Annotated in this window: 15 protein-coding genes; 7 read left to right on the forward strand and 8 right to left on the reverse strand. The window is 35.2% G+C overall.

What is annotated here, in order from left to right:
- Positions 1-130 precede the first annotated feature (130 nt).
- The 5 genes from B8967_RS06245 to B8967_RS06265 all read right to left on the reverse strand — a co-directional run bounded on the left by B8967_RS06245 (position 131) and on the right by B8967_RS06265 (position 6,477).
- Positions 131-1,654 (reverse strand): glycosyltransferase family 39 protein, encoded by a 1,524-nt coding sequence (locus B8967_RS06245; protein WP_084085235.1) that lies wholly within the window; start codon positions 1,652-1,654, stop codon positions 131-133.
- Between the two features lie 136 nt (positions 1,655-1,790).
- Positions 1,791-2,996 (reverse strand): efflux RND transporter periplasmic adaptor subunit, encoded by a 1,206-nt coding sequence (locus tag B8967_RS06250; RefSeq protein WP_047488322.1) that lies wholly within the window; start codon positions 2,994-2,996, stop codon positions 1,791-1,793.
- A 124-nt stretch (positions 2,997-3,120) separates the two neighbouring features.
- Entirely contained in the window at positions 3,121-4,392 is a 1,272-nt protein-coding gene (locus B8967_RS06255; RefSeq protein ID WP_084085238.1) for an ABC transporter permease, read from the reverse strand.
- Between the two features lie 82 nt (positions 4,393-4,474).
- Positions 4,475-5,704: an ABC transporter permease gene (locus B8967_RS06260; RefSeq protein WP_047488316.1), complete on the reverse strand. Its 1,230-nt coding sequence runs from the start codon at positions 5,702-5,704 to the stop codon at positions 4,475-4,477.
- A gap of 83 nt (positions 5,705-5,787) precedes the next feature.
- Positions 5,788-6,477, reverse strand: a complete 690-nt coding sequence (locus B8967_RS06265; RefSeq protein ID WP_047488314.1) for an ABC transporter ATP-binding protein — start codon at positions 6,475-6,477, stop codon at positions 5,788-5,790.
- A gap of 423 nt (positions 6,478-6,900) precedes the next feature.
- Between B8967_RS06265 and B8967_RS06270 the strand changes: the two genes are divergently transcribed.
- The 7 genes from B8967_RS06270 (at position 6,901) to B8967_RS06300 (ending at position 14,682) form a co-directional block, all read left to right on the forward strand.
- On the forward strand, positions 6,901-7,875 hold the full coding sequence (locus tag B8967_RS06270) for a ribonucleotide-diphosphate reductase subunit beta (protein WP_047488312.1): 975 nt from the start codon (positions 6,901-6,903) through the stop codon (positions 7,873-7,875).
- 103 nt (positions 7,876-7,978) lie between these two features.
- Complete coding sequence (locus tag B8967_RS06275) at positions 7,979-8,269, forward strand: hypothetical protein (RefSeq protein ID WP_084085241.1); 291 nt, start codon at positions 7,979-7,981, stop codon at positions 8,267-8,269.
- A gap of 47 nt (positions 8,270-8,316) precedes the next feature.
- Positions 8,317-9,984: a ribonucleoside-diphosphate reductase subunit alpha gene (locus B8967_RS06280; protein WP_262484686.1), complete on the forward strand. Its 1,668-nt coding sequence runs from the start codon at positions 8,317-8,319 to the stop codon at positions 9,982-9,984.
- Between the two features lie 198 nt (positions 9,985-10,182).
- Positions 10,183-10,899, forward strand: coding sequence for a hypothetical protein (locus B8967_RS06285; RefSeq protein ID WP_084085246.1), 717 nt, complete (start codon positions 10,183-10,185; stop codon positions 10,897-10,899).
- A 222-nt stretch (positions 10,900-11,121) separates the two neighbouring features.
- Positions 11,122-13,281 carry a T9SS type A sorting domain-containing protein gene (locus tag B8967_RS06290; RefSeq protein WP_084085248.1) on the forward strand — a complete coding sequence of 720 codons (2,160 nt, stop codon included), beginning with the start codon at positions 11,122-11,124 and terminating at the stop codon, positions 13,279-13,281.
- A gap of 101 nt (positions 13,282-13,382) precedes the next feature.
- Positions 13,383-14,273 (forward strand): DUF72 domain-containing protein, encoded by an 891-nt coding sequence (locus B8967_RS06295; protein WP_084085250.1) that lies wholly within the window; start codon positions 13,383-13,385, stop codon positions 14,271-14,273.
- A 178-nt stretch (positions 14,274-14,451) separates the two neighbouring features.
- Entirely contained in the window at positions 14,452-14,682 is a 231-nt protein-coding gene (locus B8967_RS06300) for a hypothetical protein (protein WP_047488290.1), read from the forward strand.
- Positions 14,683-14,732: 50 nt separating this feature from the next.
- Here the strand turns inward: B8967_RS06300 and B8967_RS06305 are convergent, their stop codons facing one another.
- The 3 genes from B8967_RS06305 to B8967_RS06315 all read right to left on the reverse strand — a co-directional run bounded on the left by B8967_RS06305 (position 14,733) and on the right by B8967_RS06315 (position 16,857).
- A complete protein-coding gene (locus B8967_RS06305; RefSeq protein ID WP_228406056.1) occupies positions 14,733-15,272 on the reverse strand; it encodes a hypothetical protein in 540 nt (179 codons plus the stop codon).
- 98 nt (positions 15,273-15,370) lie between these two features.
- Positions 15,371-16,015 carry an HD domain-containing protein gene (locus B8967_RS06310; protein ID WP_084085252.1) on the reverse strand — a complete coding sequence of 215 codons (645 nt, stop codon included), beginning with the start codon at positions 16,013-16,015 and terminating at the stop codon, positions 15,371-15,373.
- The gene (locus tag B8967_RS06315) at positions 16,012-16,857 is read right to left on the reverse strand and encodes an alpha/beta hydrolase family protein (RefSeq protein WP_047488533.1); all 846 of its coding nucleotides are present in this window, start codon (positions 16,855-16,857) and stop codon (positions 16,012-16,014) included. The genes B8967_RS06310 and B8967_RS06315 overlap by 4 nt, the downstream gene beginning before the upstream one ends.
- Positions 16,858-16,901: the final 44 nt, after the last annotated feature.

Below are 16,901 nucleotides of genomic sequence, written 5' to 3' on the forward strand. Positions count from 1 at the left end.
TGCTTATTGCTTATTGCTTATTGCTTATTGCTTATTGCTTATTGCTTATTGCTTATGCAAAGTTAAAACAAAAAACTTTAATGCAACATCATTGCATTAAAGTTTTTTTTACATTAATTCAAATCATATATTAATCCTCTTTCTTCACTTCTTCAATCTCTTTCTTAAGTCTATTGTTAATATTAATTTTAGCATTCTTAAAACTGAATATCCTGGCCCCTTCCTCCCGTGCATAAGGGTTAGTAATAGAATCTAAAATTTTGGAATGCACAAAATAAGGACTGGTATCTTTCAGCTCTTCCATTCCCTCCGAATAATCTTTAACTCTAATGAGATTGTCATATTTTTTGCTGAAATCGAACCAGTTGATATAATCCGCATTGAACGAAACTGCTTTTACCCCGGCTTTTGAATAATAATTAATAGCTCCTGCCTGACCGTAGTTATCACATAAAACCAATGTGTTTCCTGTTTTTGACAGCTTGGTATATTCACGATCCGTTTTTTGAGCCAGCTCTCTCCAGCCTTGCATATCGGCGAAATCCTGAGGCAAAGAATGATCTTTTCCGTCCTCCCATCGAAGCAGTCCGAATTTCTTATACCATTCTGGATTTTTAACGATCGCTTCCGGACTTTTGTTTGGAAATGCAAGATAATATACCGGCACAAAAAGCAGGATAGGATGAAGAATGCAAATAGGTTTTAAAAATTTCTTCCATCCTTTTTCGAGGATCATTCCCAGATAAACGGCCCCAAAAGCAATGTAAACCGGGTAAAGCCCTATTGCATAATAATCTTTTGCTCTGAAAAACATAAATAATGCAATGGTGATCGCATATCCCCAGAAGAAAAATCTAATCTTTTTAAAAGATTGCTCAAATAGCAGCGCATAGAAACCGGCTATAATCACAAAAGTAACTCCTATGAAAAACAGCGCCTGAGCCCTTAAAAAATCAAACCTGTTTACATTGACCAATTGATTTTCAGAAAGTGCTTTCATATGATGAATTACCGGAAAGTTATTATGATATTGCCAAAGTAGATTAGGAAGAATAAGAATTAAAGTTAAAATTCCGGCCCCATATACATGTGGGTTTCTGAAAATTTTTCTTTGGTCTGTAATCAAAAGCGCCGGAATAAATCCTAAGGCTAAGAATGCTATATTGTATTTATTCAAAACTCCTATTCCAAATACCAACCCACCCCAATAAAGCCATTGCACCTTTTCTGTATTGACATATTTTATCAGAATATAAAAAAACAAAGTCCATAGCAGTACTTCTAAAGAATTGGGCTGAAAAAGCATATTTAAACGAAGAAGTACTGACAGTAAAATTCCCAGACCTGCTAATATCTGAGCAAACATACTTCCTTTTAATTCTTCTATAATTTTCCAGACCACGACGATTGTTAATGCTCCAAATAAAGTCGGAAAAAATCTGACCCAAAATAGGGATCCACCCAATATTTTGATAAGCCATGCAAACCATGAACTGACAGGAGGAACAGAGAGATAGCCCCAGGCAAGATGATTCCCCTGATCAAGATGTAAATATTCATCACGCTGCAAGTCATATTCCGGGCTTACCAGAACGTATTGAAGAATAAATTTTGCAATGATAAAAAGGAAGAGTACCCAATAACTTTTTTTCATGGTTGATTGTTTAGAATTAAAGGTAAGACATTTTACATATTGCTTTTATTACATCAGCGGCTTATACACATGAGGGAATAAAAAAATCCCGAAGAATTCTCCGGGATTTAACAGCTAAATGTATAGTGTCAGTTTATTATTTTTGTTTTGACTTTAATTCTTCTTTATCCTTGTCTGATGGATTCCAAACTTTCACTTCTGAATCTTTTGTGATATTTGATCCAGGAAGAACCTGAACGTTAATTCCATCACTTGCTCCAAGTTTTAAGTAGGTCTTTTTAAATTTCCCGTCTTTTTGCTTTACTTCTACAAAAGGAACATCTTTCCCTTGTTTCTTTTCATACTGAACTAAAGATTCGTCCAATAGCAAAGCGTTTTTCTGAGAGCTCAATACAATTTCTCCGTTAGCAGAGAAACCGGCTCTGATGTATTCATTATTAGGATTTGTTACATCTCCTTCTACCGGAAATTTAATAGTTCCCGCATTATCTTTTCCTTTAGGAGCAATCATCGTTAGTTTTCCTGGAAATGTTTTATTCTGTAATGCTCCGATTACGATATTCATATCCATTCCTTCTTTTAATTTTCCTGCCTGAGCTTCGTCAATTTCTCCTTTAAAAATCAGAGAGTTCAAATCTGCTACTGAACAGATAGTTGTTCCTGCATTAAAGTTATTGGCTTCAATTACCTGGCTTCCTACTTTTACAGGAACCTCAAGAACAGTTCCTGAAGTTTTGGAACGAATCTGTGTCGTAGCCAATCCTTGTCCCTGCAATTCAGGGGTAGCACCTGTTTTGGCAATCTGTAACCTTTTTTGAGCCGTATTAAGCTGCTGTTGAGCATTTTTAAGAGATTGCTGCTGAGAAAACAATTGCTGCTGAGAATTAAGATATTCCTGCTTGGAAGCAACTCCTTGTTTATACAGTTTCTCCTGCATATCAAATTGCTTCTGCATATTACTTACATTCAGCTGAGAGTTACCGATTTGAAGCTGTGCATTCTGAACTTCTTGTTGTGCTGCATTCACTTCAGAAATACTAGGAACAATTCTCACTGTAGCAATTAACTGCCCTGCTTCTACTTTATCTCCTTCTTTCACTAAAATTTTATCGATAATCCCCGCAATATTGGGTTTAATTTCAATTTCTTCTTTGGGAGTAATTTTTCCGGTAGCCATCACTTTATCATCCATATTCTGGACAGAAGGTTTACGGGTCAGGAAGGCCTCACTCTCTTTAGAGTTTGATTTTACAAGATAGCCAATCCCGGAGAACAATGCCACTGCAAATAAAAGCCCTAACACAATATAAATGGCTTTTTTCCAAGTGAATTTCTTTTTCATATGTATAGTTTATTTTTTACTTTAAAATTGAATGATTTAGAAATTAAAAGACTAATCCTGTATGTTTATGGTCAGATTACTGTAATTTCAAATCTTCAAATTATGTTATTTTCAAATTATTTTATTATTCTGATCGTAATGCTTCAATAGGTCTGATCTTTACCGCTCTCTGTGCGGGTATCATTCCGATAATCAATCCTAAAATTACCATTACTGCCATGGCGGCAAATACATTTCCGTAATTTACCGTCGGGTTATAGAAAGGAAAGGAATCCTGGCCCTGTGTAACCGCATTTAAAATCATCAGCACAAAAATCCCAAACATAAAGCCCAGTAGTCCGGAGGAGAGGGTAATCACAACACTTTCCAACAAAATCTGATTCCTTACTTCAGCCGGCTTTGCTCCTAATGCTCTCCTGATCCCTATCTCTTTTGTTCTTTCCTTTACGGTGATCAGCAGGATATTTGAAATGGCAATTACTCCGGCAAGAATCGTCAATGTTCCGACGATAATTGTTAAAAGCTGCATTCCTGTAAGAAAGCCTGTCAGCTTTTTAAATTCTTTTCCCAGGTTGAAACTACCAAAAGCATTGGTATCTTCAGGAGAAACTTTATTCTTAGATTTTAAAATCTGCTTTGCATTTTCCTCCACGTCATTTACATTGGCATTGGGCTTACTTACAATAGCAAACATGTCAATCTGCTCTCCGGCATTATACATTTTGGTATACGTTGAAAGTGGAATAAAAGCCGTTTGGTCATTTTCAAAGCCACCTCCTTTTTTTACTCTGAAAACACCTATTACATTAAAGAATATTCCTTTTATATTAATAGATTTTCCAATCGGGTTTTCTTTCTTCTTAGCCTCAAAAAAATTTTTATAGATCTCTTCTCCGATAACGACTACATTTTTATTTCCTGAAACATCTGCATCATTGATATATCTTCCGAAAATAAGTTTCTTTTCTGAAATTTTATTCCCTACAGAATAATCTCCGGTAAGAGAGTACGTACTGCTTTTACCATTTCTAGACATAGATTCGCCAGGTGTTCCGGTAAAGCTCCCTCGGGAATTCTGAGGTGATATATAATCGATCTCTGTCAATTTTCTTTTCAGCATATCCATATCGGATAAATTGAGATGCACCTCTCTTCCTTTAGGAAATCCCTCATAAGGAATAGATGTTTTCTGCGCCCACAGGAAAATAGAGTTGGTAGCAAACCCGGAAAATAATTTATCAAAACCATTCTCCATTCCTTTGGCTGCTCCAAGAAGACTTACATACAAAAACATCCCCCATCCTACTCCAATCATGGTAAGAAATGTCCGAAGCTTATTATTCCTCAATGAATAATAAATCTCCTGCCAAGTGTCTTTTTTAAATATGATATTCACTTCTTCTTAGTTATAAGTTATTACTATTTGTAAAAGGGTAAAAGGCAAAACCATCTATCAGTACCCTATTTTCAAATTGCTGCTATTCTGTTCTTAATGCTTCTATTGGTTTAATCCTTGAAGCTCTGTATGCGGGAACAAATCCGGCAATCAATCCGGAAAAGACCAAAGCTACAAATGCCATTACTATCGTTCCCCATCCTACACTTGGACTTTTAATAAAGAATTCTTCAAGGCTGTCGCCAAGCAGGTTTAAAGTCAGGACTCCTACGGCTACTCCTACAAAACCTGAAACCACGGTAATGACAACACTCTCCTGTACAATCAACCCGACAATACCTCCAGGTTTGGCACCAATTGCTTTTCGAACACCTATTTCCTTGGTTCTCTCTTTTACAATGTACACCATGATATTACTGATCCCGATAATTCCCGCCAGTAAGGTACCCATTCCGATAAACCCTACAATAGCTGTAAGAACTGCCATAAATGTAAATGTATCATTCATATTCTTGGCATTATTCCAGATACGAACTCCATTTTCATCGTCAGGAGCAACATTCTTTCTTGCTTTTAATTTATCTTTTAACTCATCACCATATTTGATGGCCTGATCCGGAGTCAGTTTTTCATTATATGTAATGTAGGCTATATTCACTGTATCAGAGCCTTTTTTCATCTGCTGTAAAGTCGTAATCGGAACTGTAATATGCCTTTCATCTCTATCTCCTCCATCATCTGAAAAAACTCCAATGACCTTGTACATTGTTCCGTTAATATTAAGCTCTTTCCCAACAGGGCTTCCATTTTTGATTAAATCCCGCTGAACCATTCTTCCAATGACTGCAACATTTAATTTTCTTTCCATGTCCATAGCTGTCAAGTAGCGACCATCAATAACTTTTCTGTTTTCAATAACCTGCTCCCCGGGATCAGCCCCGTTGATCTGATAAAGACCACTCTCTTTTCCATATTTCACCATTAAACTGGCACTGTACCTGGGACTGGAAGGCCCTGCTTTTTCCTTGTCTGCATTAATTAAAAAGTCATAGTCTGAGTTATTCATTGTCACATTTCGATCAGACTGCAAGCCTTTATAAGCTAAGGTGGTCTTTCCTGTGGAAAAAATAATCAAATTTTTGGCGTCTCCCGCAAACCCTTCAGAGAAAGCATTTTGAAGCCCTTTCCCGATTCCAAACAATACAATGAAAATAAATAACCCCAAGGCCACAGTAAATCCGGAAAGTACCGTCCGAAGTACGTTACTACGGATAGAACTGAATATTTCCTGCCAACGATCTAGATCAAACATTTTTTATTAGTATTAAAAGATTGAAAATTTATGATTGTTAAATTTTCAAATTATCTCATTTTCAAATTCTCAAATTAACTTATCTACAGTACAAGCTGCTTAATAAATTCATCACTTTCAATAATACCGTCTTTCAGTATTACGTTTCGTTTCGTTTGGGCAGCCACATCAGGTTCATGGGTCACCACAATGATTGTCTTTCCTTCATTGTTAATATCCTGAAGAAGCTTCATAATATCATGAGTCGTCTTTGAATCCAGTGCTCCGGTAGGCTCATCCGCCAGTACCACTTTGGGATTTGTAATAAGGGCTCTGGCAATAGCAACTCTCTGCTTTTGTCCTCCTGAAAGCTCATTGGGAAGGTGATTAGCCCATTGTGCCAACCCTACTTTCTCCAAATATTCCATAGCTTTCTGATTACGCTCTTTTCTGGGTACATTCTGATAATACAAAGGAAGAGCTACATTCTCTAAAGCCGTTTTATAGCTGATCAAATTGAAGGATTGAAAGACAAAACCCAAGAATTTACTTCTGTATTCGGCAGCTTTTATTTCAGATAAATGTTCAATGGGAACTCCATCAAGATCATATACTCCTGAATCTTTTTCATCCAGAATACCAATAATATTAAGAAGTGTAGATTTTCCGGAACCGGAACTTCCCATAATAGATACAAACTCACCTTCTGAAATACTCAGATTGATCCCTTTAAGGACATGAAGCTTGCTTTTTCCTGTATCGTATGACTTATGTAAATCCTGAATTACTAACATTAAGTGATGTATGTTTTATATCCAATAAGTAGGTGATAATTTCAAATTGTTACAAGAATAAAAATTTATTCAAATATTTTTTTGTTTAACAAAATAACCCTTTATCAAAAGCACTTTACAACAAATTGTTTAACTGTAACTTTAGTTTTACATCCATTTATCCTCAATATTGCTGCTTAGCCTATTATCCGTGCTGGTTTCATGTAAATGTGGAAAACTTTTACAGCTAAAAGTCAGTCAATTAGTATTTACCCCTTTCAAAATCAGTTCTTTTTTTCGAACTTTGTAGTTAGATTCTGATCAGAAATACAAACATAGTTTGTGAATAAGTTTAATTCACAAACAGCACAAAAACAAAAAGTTAAATGTTTTCTGAACGTTATCCACATACATCTGAATTATTTAATTATAAAGATATTTAATATGGGAATTTTTGATAAAAGAGTAAGTTATAAGCCATTTGAATACCCTGAGGTTCTTCAATTTGTAGAAGCTATCAACAAATCGTTCTGGGTACATTCGGAAGTGGACTTTACTGCAGATGTTCAGGATTTTCATTCGCAGTTGGAGCCCAATGAAAAGCATGCTGTGAAAAATGCGCTTTTAGCCATTGCACAGATCGAGGTGTCTGTAAAGACATTCTGGGGAAACCTATACAACCACATGCCAAAACCGGAACTGAATGGTTTGGGAGCTACTTTTGCAGAATGCGAATTTCGTCATTCTGAAGCTTATTCCCGTTTATTGGAGGTGTTAGGATATAATGAAGAATTTTCAACAGTAGTAGAAATTCCTGCCGTGAAAAAGAGAATTGATTTCTTATCAAATGTTCTTAAGCACGCCAATTCTACAACACCAAAAGAATACGTTTCTTCTCTTTTATTATTCAGTATTTTAATTGAAAACGTATCTCTGTTTTCTCAGTTTGCAATCATTCTTTCTTTCACAAGATTCAAAGGATACATGAAAAATGTATCTAATATCATTGCCTGGACTTCAGTAGATGAGCAGATTCACGCTAATGCAGGAATTTATCTGATCAATAAGATCCGTGAAGAGCAACCTAACCTCTTGACTGATTCTGACATTGAAGATATCTACACCCTGGTAGATCAATCTATAGAATTGGAGGGTGAAATCCTGGACTGGATCTTTGAATTAGGAGAGCTGACTGTTTTCTCAAGAGAAGACCTTCTGAACTTTATGAAATACCGTGTTGATGACAGTTTAAAGAAAATCAATATGGAAACCCGCTATAACATTTCTCCGGAGCAATACCGCCCAATGAAATGGTTTGAAGAAGAGGTTTTCGCCAACTCTATGGATGATTTCTTTGCCAAGAGACCTGTAGATTATACAAAACACGATAAGAGTATTACAGCAAACGATTTATTTTAAATGATACTGGGCGCGAGCGAAGCGAGTGCCAAAACAGATCACTTTTTAATAAATTATTGATTCCAATCACAGCCAATTAATTCAACAAGCACAAATATAAAAGATGATTAACGTAATCGTAAGTTACACTGTAAAACCTGAGTTTGTTCCTACAACTCAAGCTAATATTCAAACGTTTTTGAGTGATTTTAAAAATCTGGATCAATCTACCTTTGAGTATAAAGTTTTTTTAAAAGAGGATGGTGTTACTTTTTTACATTATTCAAACTACATTAATGAAGAAGTGCAACATGAAGTTTTGAATACTCCTTCTTTTAAAGAGTTTCAGAAATTAAGAGATGAAAGTGGCTTGAATGGTTCCCACAAAGTAGAAATTTTACAATCAATAATATAAATACAACAAAATTCCGGGGTGATTACCACACTCCGGAATTCGAAAATATAACATCTATGGAAGAACAAAATTCAAATATATGGTGGCTCAACGAAGAGTCTGAGCAGATGCTGAACAGAGGATATCTGTTGAAAGGAGAAACAGTAGATGGAGCCATCGACAGAATCACCACTGCTGCTGCAAAAAAATTATATAAGCCGGAATTACAGCCTGCATTTAAGGAAATGATCACCAAAGGATGGATCAGTTTCTCTTCACCGGTATGGGCTAATATGGGAACACAGAGAGGTCTTCCTATCTCATGTTTCAATGTTCATATCCCGGATAGTATCGAAGGGATTACCCACAAAATGGGTGAAGTAATTATGCAGACAAAAATTGGAGGAGGAACTTCCGGATATTTTGGAGAACTTCGTAACAGAGGTACTGCAGTAACAGATAATGGAAAATCTTCGGGAGCTGTTTCTTTCATGAAATTGTTTGACACCGCAATGGATGTTGTTTCTCAGGGAGGAGTAAGAAGAGGTGCTTTTGCAGCTTATCTGGACATCGACCATGGAGATATTGAAGAATTTTTATCGATCAAAGATATCGGAAGCCCTATTCAGAATTTATTTACTGGAGTTTGTGTACCTGATTACTGGATGCAGGACATGATTGATGGTGATATGGAAAAACGTAAAGTTTGGGCAAGAGTATTAGAAAGCCGCCAGCAAAAAGGCCTTCCTTATATTTTCTTTACAGATAATGTAAACAGAAACAAACCTCAGGTTTACAAAGATCAGGGAATGACTGTTAACGCAAGTAATCTTTGCTCGGAAATCATGCTTCCATCTACAAGAGAAGAATCGTTCATCTGCTGTTTATCATCAATGAACCTGGAGCTATATGATGAATGGAAAGATACTGATGCTGTAAAGCTGGCTGTTTATTTCCTTGATGCTGTTTTATCAGAATTCATTGAAAAAACTGAAGGAAATTATTACCTGCAGGGAGCAAGAAACTTCGCACTGCGTCACAGAGCACTTGGATTAGGAGTATTAGGATATCATTCTTATTTACAGAAAAATATGATCCCGTTTGAAAGTTTTGAAGCTACTCAATTCAATGCAAGAGCTTTCAGACATATCAAAGAACAGGCTGAACAAGCCTCAAGAGAACTAGCCAATATTTATGGTGAACCGGAATTATTGAAAGGATATGGACTGAGAAACACCACTACAATGGCCATTGCTCCTACCACTTCAAGTTCTGCTATCTTAGGACAAACATCTCCGGGAATTGAACCTTTTGCATCTAACTATTATAAAGCAGGTCTGGCTAAAGGAAACTTTATGCGTAAGAACAAATACCTTGCTAAATTACTGGAAGAAAAAGGATTGGACAACGAAGAAACCTGGAGAACAATCATGCTGAACCATGGTTCTGTACAGCATTTGTCTGAATTAACTGACGAAGAAAAAGCAGTATTCAAAACATTTAAAGAAATTTCTCCTATGGAAATTATTTCTCAGGCTGCACAGAGACAACAATATATCGATCAGGCACAGTCATTGAATCTTCAGATTCCTTCCACAATGCCTGTAAAAGACGTTAACTACCTGTATATAGAAGCTTGGAAGAAAGGAGTGAAAACACTTTACTACCAAAGAAGTTCTTCTGTTTCAAAAGAAATGATGGTTAATTTCGTAACATGCTCTGCTTGTGAAGCGTAGACCCAAATAATAAACACGTCATATCAACGAAAGCACGCCTCCGGCGTGCTTTTATTATTTTCGGGAACTACAGAAATCAGGATAATTATATATTATTTACCAGCCGTTTTTAAACCGAATAAAGCATGATCATGAATTTCAGCTGAAAAAAGAGTAAAGATTCTAAAAAATTATTGGATATTGCCGCAAAAAAGAACCATGAAAAACAATGCAAATCACAATGGGATAAAACATTACATTTTATTTTTTCTGTATATATGCTGTATTTCCTGTCAAGGTCAGGAATATGACAAGGATATTCTAAACTTAAAAGAACTTGACCTCGGATTAAATGCTGACCGTTTTTATAAAAACTCGACGAAGAGGGAGAATGTTAAACTATTAAGCGGAAAACAATATGTTGAAAAAGATACCATTACCGAATATGACCATGACTGGAATGGTGACCGGAATAAAATTTTTGCAATACAATATCGTGTCGTAGGATATTCTCCTGCAGATGTTGTTGCCCAATTTGGCAATATCCATTTTTCAAGAGTAGAATCACTTGTGGATGATAAAGGAAATCTCATGCTCATCAATGCCGTTACGAAGGCTTCCAAAGACGATATTCTCAAATTCATCACTGCCCTGAAAAAAGAATATTCCAATCCCGAAGTAACAGAGGCTTCATCCGGATATACCAATAACCAGATTATAACATGGAAAGATAAAGACCGGATCATTAAATTATCAACCAATGCCCGTTTAGATTTTTCCAATCCTCACAACATCCTCAGTGAAGCAGATAAAAAAGAAATTCAAGAAATAGAAAAGAACAGGATCACAGAATCTACCCTTTTTATCTGCAATTCAACATATGAGAAAAAACTCTTAGGGAATCTTCATTCCGGAAACTGGATGAATTTTAAATAGACCTCACAGGCCTAGATATTTTTCTATACAAAAGAATAATACCATATTTATTTTTTAAATTCATTAAAAATTTTAATCATCACACATCAAAACAACCGCATTTAGCATATAAAAAATAGAAATACATTTAAAACCACTAATAATCAACTCATTAAAAAAGGACTAATTTAGCATTCACATGAATGGATAGTCAAAAAATCTAGTACCATTAAAAACTCAATTATGAAAAAAATACTATTTACTTTATCAGTAAGCTGTTTTTCTATGGCTTATACTCAGACCCTCAACTTTTCTGATGTAAAATTCAAAGCACTTCTGCTAAGCGCCAATCCCACCAATCAGATTGCAAAAGACCTTAATGGAAACGCTATTGTTATTGACCAAAATGGGGATGGAGAAATTCAGCTTCCGGAGGCTCTACACGTAAAAATTCTGAATATAAAGGTGGATGCTGACCAGATGTATATTAATCCTGCCGGAGACCGATATGATCCTAACAATATAAATTCTACCTATTACAACAGCCATCTTCCTGATGGTATTTCAGACGCCTTGCTTTTCTCCAATCTTGAAGAACTTTACTTTTGGAATACCAGAACTGCCAATATTAGCTTTATCAATAATGGTAAAATCAAAAAAGTACAGGGAAGACCTTTCTACTATGACCTCTCCCAATCCGGACAATATACAGCAGCTCCTATTAATCTTTCATTTGACAACTGCTCGGGAATCCAAAATATTACAGATATCATCGCCTATCAGGCTACAGGTAATCCGTGGTATTCTCCTGAAAACAGTTTAAGTATAAAAAACTGTCAACAGATCAACAGCAATGCGATTATTGATTCAGCTGAACTTAAGGAACTTCATATTCAGAACTCAAGTATTACCAGTTTAACTTTTAATTCGTGTAAGTTTTTATCAAAAATTTCGGTTCCTAATCTAAGCACTTTAACAAAGATATCCGTATTGGGTGATAACGGAACATTTTCCTCCAGCAACAGTCAGGATATCGAACTGATTGCCAACAACTGTACTAATTTGCAGGAAATCATAGCAGACACCGATCACTATTCTTCAACCGGAGCCTATTTCTCTGCAGTGAACCTGAACGGCAGTACTTCATTAAAGAAAATAAAAGGACTGAATGCTCCTACTATTGATTTTAGTACAGCAGGGCTTGTTAATCTGGAAGAATTAGATTGCTCTTTCTACAACAGATACGGATACAATACTACATCCGGTATTTATTTTGGGAATGTAAGTGCATTGAACCTTGCGGGTCTTCCAAAACTTAAAATATTAAAGGCTTTTAATCAGAAAATATCCAATAGTATCAACTTCAGTGCTGCACAAGCTTTGGAAAATATTGATATCACCAACTCATGTGGTTATATGAATACAGTAAATGTTAGTAATCTTGCGAGTCTTACCACTTTAAAAACCGGCAGAATCGAGGCCTTAAATACTCAAGGTAACGATGATCTACAAAAAATTACTGCTAAAAATTGTACCTCATTAGCAAATTTCATTTTTAATGGCAACAGTCATTTAAAAGAATTAGATATACAGAACTGTACTGCTATACAAAAAATAGCGATCGGTTATTACGTAATAGAAAGAGATGGTGTTTTTCCTGAATTAAATTCAATTAATTTATTACAATGTACTGGTATTAAAGAAATTACCATTCACAATACAGAAATAAATACCTTAAATACTTCACAATGTTCCGCTTTAAAAACATTAGAGCTTAAAGATGACAACGTACTATCTTCTATTGACATTTCTAACAATTTTAACTTGGAATCCATTACGTTACAGTCACTACCTCTAATTTCACAAGTGAATACTTTAAATAATATAAAGCTAAAAACTGCATTTATTAGCAACAGTCCTCAAATAACACAACTGAATTTCTCTACTGCAACAAATTTCGAAGGACTTTCACTTTGGAATATGCCAAACCTCACTTATGTTAATATAAGAAATGGATCTATAGAGGAATTTCATGATTACAATGGCTATAACATCAATCTCCAGATGTGTGTCGACGATGCCCAATTAAGCGATCTACAATCAATGTATCCTGATATTACATTTACAGCAAACTGTGGGAGCTTTCTTCAAAACAGAAATGTAAAAGCTAATATAAAATCTTTCAAAGTTTTCCCAAATCCTGTAAAAGATATCCTGCAGGTTAATTCTGACTCTGTTATAAAAAATATAAAAATAATTGATACTCAGTCAAGGATTATCTTCAACCAGGATTTTAATCAGGAGCTTATAAAAATTGATCTTTCAAGCTATCCTAATTCAGTTTACATCATGAAAATAACAACTGATAAAGGGCAAGTAACGGAGAAGATTATAAAAAGATAATCTTCTTCAAAACACATCTTTTTTACCAAAAATCATAGAACGTTCTATGATTTTTTTGGTTTATATTTGTGTATATTGTTTAATACCATAAAACGAGATATATGAAATTCGGACAAGTAGAAGACCCTTCAAAAATAGATTTTACCCTTCCCAAAGATCATTCTAAAACCAAAGAAATTTTAAATCTTAATAAAAAAGGGTTTGAAAACCTATCTATAGGATGCGCCAAATGGAACAAAACCGACCTTAAAGGATTTTATCCTAAAGGAACAAAGGATGAGCTGACCTATTATGCCACTCAATTTAATTCTATTGAACTGAATGCTACATTTTACGGAATGCCTACTCCGGATCAGGTGAAAACATGGAAGGAAAAAACACCTGAAAATTTTAAATTCTTTCCTAAGATCACCAATACAGTCTCGCATTTCAGAAGACTTATTGACGTTACGGATCCTGTAACTCATTTTGCTTCTGCCGTCATGAATTTTGATGAAAAATTAGGAATGGTTTTTCTTCAGCTTCATGATAATTTTAAACCGAAGGATTACGACAGGCTGGAAAAGTTTGTGAAAGAATGGCCCAAAGAAGTTCCTCTGGCTATAGAGCTTAGAAATACGGAATGGTTTACCGACGAAGAGATACTCAATACAACCTGCGAGCTGTTTGAAGCCCATAACATCACCAACATCATCGTAGATACTGCGGGAAGAAGAGATATGCTCCATATGCGTCTTACTACTCCTAATGCATTTATCCGTTATGTAGGAGCTAACGCAGAGAGTGACTATGAAAGATTGGATGACTGGCTAAAGCATCTGACAAAATGGAAAAAAGAAGGTTTACAAAATCTTTATTTCTTTGTTCATCAAAATATAGAAAAAGCTTCTCCTCTGCTGTCTGCTTACTTCATTAAAAAAGTCAATGAAGAATGGAAAACTGATATTCATGTTCCGCAGATGGCCAGTGAAAGTACAGGAACATTATTTTAATCCAAACAGATTACTGTCAAATAATAATATACTCATTCACAAAAACTTATATAGAATGATTCCAGTTTATTGCTAAAATTCATTTCTCAGTGATAAAAATATTTTCTTATCATAAATTTTTATACTTTAGTGAACTAATATATTTCACACAATAGTGTAAACTTAAAAAAACGAGATAATGGAAAAGGAAATCTGTAGAATTAGCATCGCCAACAACTGGTTGGGCGATGAGTATATTTTTTATGAAAATGGTACCATAAAAAGAATATATGATAACCATAGTATGAGCTCCAATGTTACTGAATGGTTGGAACCCGGACAAATAAGTAAACTGAACAAAGATAAATTGGTTAAAAGCTGCCCGGAAGAACTTAAAGAGCAAGTCATGCATATTCTGGATTATCCTTAATATAAAATAAAAAAAGAGTAATAAACCATGGTTTATTACTCTTTTTTCATTTAGTGTGATTTATTTTTTCTCAGAAGCAATACCAGATTAAGGAATAAAAGCAGAAAATCCAATGAGATCCAGATTCCCAGTTTTGTATTTTCATAATTGTAGGCATCAACCTGTTTTTTTGCAGCTTCAGAAAGCTTTACACTTTGATTGATATAATTTTGTACCTCTACGATCTGATCAATATTCTTATTGGGAACAGAATGTTGAGAAAAATAAACGAGGTTCTTTTTCCCCAAATACCCCACAATCCAATACTCATCAGATGTATCCATTTTAAGATACTCTATCCTATAGTATTCCGGACGTATTTTCCCTATATGCTTAGGCTCCAGTATTATGTTTGACTGCACCTTATTCACATTGATCAGATAAAAATCCAGCGTCTGTGGAAGTTTATTCACAACCTGAAGCCCCACTGAATTGTCAACAAATGCGACAGCACTTTTTTTGATAAACCAATACGCAAAAAAAGAAATTGAAAAAACAACCGTGAGAATACGAAACAGCTTTGCCCATTTTGCCACCTTTCCTGATTTCACTTTATAAAAAACCAAAGAAAACACACAAGCCCAAAAGATAACAAAAATGATAAATTCCATATTGCAAAGATACTGATTTCAGAATTTTCATGAGAGCCTTAGTCTACATTCCATTCTTTATAGAACTGGTCAAGGAAGTTTAGCATATAATTGTGCCTTTCTTCAGCCAGTTTTTTCCCCGTCTCCGTGTTCATTAAATCTTTCAGAAGCAATAATTTTTCATAAAAATGATTAATGGTTGTCCCATTTGATTTTTTATACTCTTCTTTAGACATATGTAGGCTGGGTTTAATTTCAGGGTCGTACATCGGATTATTTTTGAATCCTCCAAAATTAAATGTTCTGGCAACCCCAATGGCACCAATAGCATCAATACGGTCTGCATCCTGTACTATTTTAAGTTCTATAGAAGGATCTACAGGAGCATTGCCTCTGTTTTTAAATGATATATTTTCAATAACAAAAAGAACCTTTTCTATAGTCTCTTCAGAAACATTTTGCTCTGTAAGAAACTCTCTGGATATTTTAGGAGCTATCGTTTCATCTCCATTATGGAATTTAGGATCTGCAATATCATGAAGAAGCGCCGAAAGCTCTACCACTTCCTGATCGCAGGTTTCGGTTTCCGCAATCTTTCTGGACAGCTTCCAAACTCTTTCAATATGAAACCAGTCGTGTCCGGCTTCTGCCCCCATTAATTTTTCTTTTACAAATTCTACGGTGTTGTCAATTGTACTTTTCATTTATCTATCAGTTCATTTAAAATAATATCCCAAAGTTTTTTATTATAATTTCTAAAAAAATTAACGTGTCCTATTTCTTTTTTTTCAGATTCGGAAGTTTTTACCAGTCTGTACGTGGGTGTAAGATTAGGATAGGTATTGTTTAATAAACTTAATACTCCTTTCTCGGTTAGCCATATATCATCTTCCGCCCTGACCACGAATACTTTTTGTTTTAAATTTTTAGAATAGTCATCAATTTTCTCCAACAGCTTGTTGGTTGATTTCTTGTTTAAAATTAAGGTTCTCCAGTCATATGCACAATTTTTTGGAAGACTTTCTCCAAGCCCAAACCAATGCGCCGGAAAATACCCTAACAGCGAGGTCGTTAAGGGCTGCACAATTCCAAAGCCAAGATAGGCTTCTATTTTTGTTCTCTTTTTAAGGTTTCCCACAAAAGCATTCTGAGTTCCCACAAAAATAAGTTCTTCAAACATCTCAGAATCTTTATTCATTCCCAGAATCAATGCTCCTACGGAATGTCCCAAACAATACTTCCTGTAGTCCGAGAATTTCACCTTGATATAGCGGGTGAGCTCTTTATAGTCTTTTGAGCCCCAAAGCCTCATAGAGCCATGAAATCCTCTCATATTCTCAGGTTTGGAAAGCCCTATTCCCCTGTAATCATAAGTGATAACTGTGAATCCCTGTTCCGAAAAATATTGGGCAAATGAAAAGTACACCTGTTGTTTAACCCCTGTTGCGGAATTAATAAGCAGTAATTTTCCATTGCTTTTTTCAGGCCTGAAAAGGTGTGCTGTTAAAGAAACATGATCTTCTGTGGTAAGTATTAGTTTTTCCATAGTATAAAAGAAAAAATCCACTATAAAAGTGGACATTTTCATTA

Source organism: Chryseobacterium sp. YR221, from assembly GCF_900176315.1.
Taxonomy (GTDB): domain Bacteria; phylum Bacteroidota; class Bacteroidia; order Flavobacteriales; family Weeksellaceae; genus Chryseobacterium; species Chryseobacterium rhizosphaerae.

What these genes read in the sequence shown, in the direction of transcription:
- B8967_RS06245 (WP_084085235.1), bottom strand. Translation starts at nt 1,654, where the DNA reads ATGAAAAAAAGTTATTGGGTACTCTTCCTTTTTATCATTGCAAAATTT.
- B8967_RS06250 (WP_047488322.1), bottom strand. Translation starts at nt 2,996, where the DNA reads ATGAAAAAGAAATTCACTTGGAAAAAAGCCATTTATATTGTGTTAGGG.
- B8967_RS06260 (WP_047488316.1), bottom strand. Translation starts at nt 5,704, where the DNA reads ATGTTTGATCTAGATCGTTGGCAGGAAATATTCAGTTCTATCCGTAGT.
- B8967_RS06265 (WP_047488314.1), bottom strand. Translation starts at nt 6,477, where the DNA reads ATGTTAGTAATTCAGGATTTACATAAGTCATACGATACAGGAAAAAGC.
- B8967_RS06270 (WP_047488312.1), top strand. Translation starts at nt 6,901, where the DNA reads ATGGGAATTTTTGATAAAAGAGTAAGTTATAAGCCATTTGAATACCCT.
- B8967_RS06275 (WP_084085241.1), top strand. Translation starts at nt 7,979, where the DNA reads ATGATTAACGTAATCGTAAGTTACACTGTAAAACCTGAGTTTGTTCCT.
- B8967_RS06285 (WP_084085246.1), top strand. Translation starts at nt 10,183, where the DNA reads ATGAAAAACAATGCAAATCACAATGGGATAAAACATTACATTTTATTT.
- B8967_RS06290 (WP_084085248.1), top strand. Translation starts at nt 11,122, where the DNA reads ATGAAAAAAATACTATTTACTTTATCAGTAAGCTGTTTTTCTATGGCT.
- B8967_RS06295 (WP_084085250.1), top strand. Translation starts at nt 13,383, where the DNA reads ATGAAATTCGGACAAGTAGAAGACCCTTCAAAAATAGATTTTACCCTT.
- B8967_RS06300 (WP_047488290.1), top strand. Translation starts at nt 14,452, where the DNA reads ATGGAAAAGGAAATCTGTAGAATTAGCATCGCCAACAACTGGTTGGGC.
- B8967_RS06310 (WP_084085252.1), bottom strand. Translation starts at nt 16,015, where the DNA reads ATGAAAAGTACAATTGACAACACCGTAGAATTTGTAAAAGAAAAATTA.
- B8967_RS06315 (WP_047488533.1), bottom strand. Translation starts at nt 16,857, where the DNA reads ATGGAAAAACTAATACTTACCACAGAAGATCATGTTTCTTTAACAGCA.